This is a genomic window from Okeania sp. SIO2C2, from assembly GCF_010692625.1.
Classification (GTDB): domain Bacteria; phylum Cyanobacteriota; class Cyanobacteriia; order Cyanobacteriales; family Microcoleaceae; genus Okeania; species Okeania hirsuta.
The window spans coordinates 1-2,402 of record NZ_JAAHGM010000147.1; the positions used below are offsets into that span (position 1 = coordinate 1).

Annotated in this window: 2 protein-coding genes and 2 pseudogenes; 1 reads left to right on the plus strand and 3 read right to left on the minus strand. The window is 35.1% G+C overall.

What is annotated here, in order from left to right:
• Window positions 1–449: pseudogene (locus tag F6K18_RS35920) on the plus strand (hypothetical protein); the annotation flags it as partial.
• Window positions 450–589: 140 nt separating this feature from the next.
• Here F6K18_RS35920 and F6K18_RS35925 read toward each other — a convergent pair.
• The 3 genes and pseudogenes from F6K18_RS35925 to F6K18_RS35935 all read right to left on the minus strand — a co-directional run.
• Window positions 590–1,954 (minus strand): CHAT domain-containing protein, encoded by a 1,365-nt coding sequence (locus F6K18_RS35925; protein ID WP_287528131.1) that lies wholly within the window; start codon window positions 1,952–1,954, stop codon window positions 590–592.
• A gap of 21 nt (window positions 1,955–1,975) precedes the next feature.
• Entirely contained in the window at window positions 1,976–2,098 is a 123-nt protein-coding gene (locus F6K18_RS35930; RefSeq protein WP_287524463.1) for a hypothetical protein, read from the minus strand.
• A 99-nt stretch (window positions 2,099–2,197) separates the two neighbouring features.
• Window positions 2,198–2,341: pseudogene (locus F6K18_RS35935) on the minus strand (transposase); the annotation flags it as partial.
• Between the last annotated feature and the right edge of the window lie 61 nt (window positions 2,342–2,402).

The following is a 2,402-nucleotide window of genomic DNA, read 5'->3' on the forward strand; positions in this document are numbered from 1 at the left end:
ACACCTTCACAGTGGAAAAACCTTCTGAGTTGCATGGAGGCTTGAGCCGGATGATGGGAAACTGTCAAGTCCGGTTCTTAGGGGAGAAAGGCGCGGTGACGTGTCCTTTCTTACCCGACAAAAAGCACCTCAATAGAGCATCAGTAGAATACAAAACCAATGGATGGAAATTATCAAAAGATAGACGCTATCTAACTTTCACAGATGGTTTTGCAGCAGGTACTTTTAAACTTTGGGGTAGTCGAAACCTTTATTTCTATCAACTTAACCAAATTAAACGAGTCAGAGTTGTCAGAAGGTATGATGGTTATTATGCTCAATTCTTAATAGACTATACCAGAGTAGAAAGTAAATCTCTCAAAGGAAAACAATTAGGAATAGACTTAGGTTTAAATCATTTCTATACTGACTCTCAAGGCGAAAAAGTAGATAATCCGAGATTTTTGAGATATGTCTTTCCGTTTTTTTGATTGGTTAACTAATAACCGTGACGTATTTGCCTCTCACAAAGAGAGTTTGGGCTATATTTGGGCTTAAAAGTTCTGTAAGTCCCATTAGGTATGACTTTTTTTGATAAAAAGTTACTAAATTACCAAGGATTGCCAATAATAGTAAAAGCAGCCCAATAATAAGGATGAGATAAATTTTCATTTCCATATTCTGCTAATTCTTGTGGCAATTTTACGCTACTACCAGAACCGTGTAACTCATCTTTTTTCAAGTTTACTTTCCCGTTTAACATTGCTATTTGTGCTTGTCTGAGAGCTTCTGCTTTCAGTGGATTTTTTTGAAAATGTTGATAAAATTCATTCATTAATGCCAAAGTTCCCACATCACTAACATACCAAAGACTTGCCAGTGCAGATTTAACTCCAGCTTGCACAGCTAAACCAGCAAAACCTAATTCTGCTTGTCGATCTCCCACTGCAGTTTGACAAGCACTTAATACCAACAATTCTACTTTTGGTTGATGCCATTTCAAATTTCTAATATCGTCTAAGTTTAGCTTTTCTTGATTCCAAAACTGAATATAAGAATTACTGGGTTTGCCCGATCTAAACTCAGCATGGGTAGCTAAATGAACTATGCCAAATTTATGTTTTTGTCGTTGGTATTGTAAATTTTTAACTGTAAAAGTCTCGTTGATCAACCCTTTGCCTGGGAAAAATTCTTGTGTAATTTGTTTTAATTCTATTGGTACCGCTGGTAAAGGTTTATGGTCGATAAATTCTGATGCCCCCATTCCTAATACTTGCATATTTTTGTTTGGATTATACTCAGTTTCGATCATATTAAAGGCGGGAATTAAAGCAATACTATACTTTTCTATGAGAAATTTTTCTCCATCATGTAGTGCTGATAATGCTAAACTGCGTAAACCTGGTCCTAGACAAAAAAGAATTGTATCTACTTTTTGCTTTTCTAATTCTGGCTCGATAGGAGCTACTATCCACTGATAAATTTGTTGAGCAGGTTTTAGATATGAATTGCTGTGACGTCCTCTGGGATCTGTGATTTCCCCAGCCAATATTTTTGCTGTATTTAATACAGTCTTTTGCTCTAGATCAGTAACACTGTATATAACTGGTATTTGATTGGGAGTAATTAATACTAACTGTATGGTTTTTTTTCTTGGCCATACCCAAACAACTCCAGGGTTTTTATCAGTTTGAATTTTCCATAAATCAAGTTGTTTAGCGATAGTTTCAGCAGTTAATGTAAAGCCTGAGAGATTAACACCAAAATAATTTTCATAAGCTTTTTCCCAAGTTTGTTCGATTCTATTCACAACTTCTTTGACAGCCCGATTTTCTAATAATGTATCCCACTCTGATTCTTGCAGAGCAAATGCTGGTTGTTTTTGTAGAAGAATATTTAACGTGATACTACTGATGCAGACTAATATGAATAGAAAGAATAAAATCTGATTTTTTTTCCATCTTTTGTTAAACATAATTTGGCTCCAAGATTTTTATCATTTTATTTGTGGGTTTAATACCCCACCGTCAACTGGAGTGTTCAAAATTACTTGGGGGAGCGAATCCCCATGTAATTTTCCTCCTGTCTCCTGTCTCCTGTCTCCTGTCTCCTTCTTCAATTCCAACTCTATTAACTATGATTGAGGCAAAAATTATGTAAGCATTTCCTACGGAATACTACGCAAACAGCAATTAGTAATAAATAAGGCTCTTCTAGACTAAATATGAAAAATTACTAGCAAAAATGCCAACGACTGTAAAGTTCTTTTTCTAAAGTTGTCAAAGTTAGTTAACCCATAACCTCTCCTTTTAATTAACTTGATTTTTTGATTAATTCCTTCTACTGTTCCTTGGGTTGTCCGGTGATCAAAATATCCTCAAATCTCATCAATCCATCTTCTGATTGTTTGACAACTTTTTGGA

Bases quoted from the DNA above. Each gene is read 5' to 3' on its own strand.
- F6K18_RS35925 (WP_287528131.1), bottom strand. From the start codon at position 1,954: ATGTTTAACAAAAGATGGAAAAAAAATCAGATTTTATTCTTTCTATTC.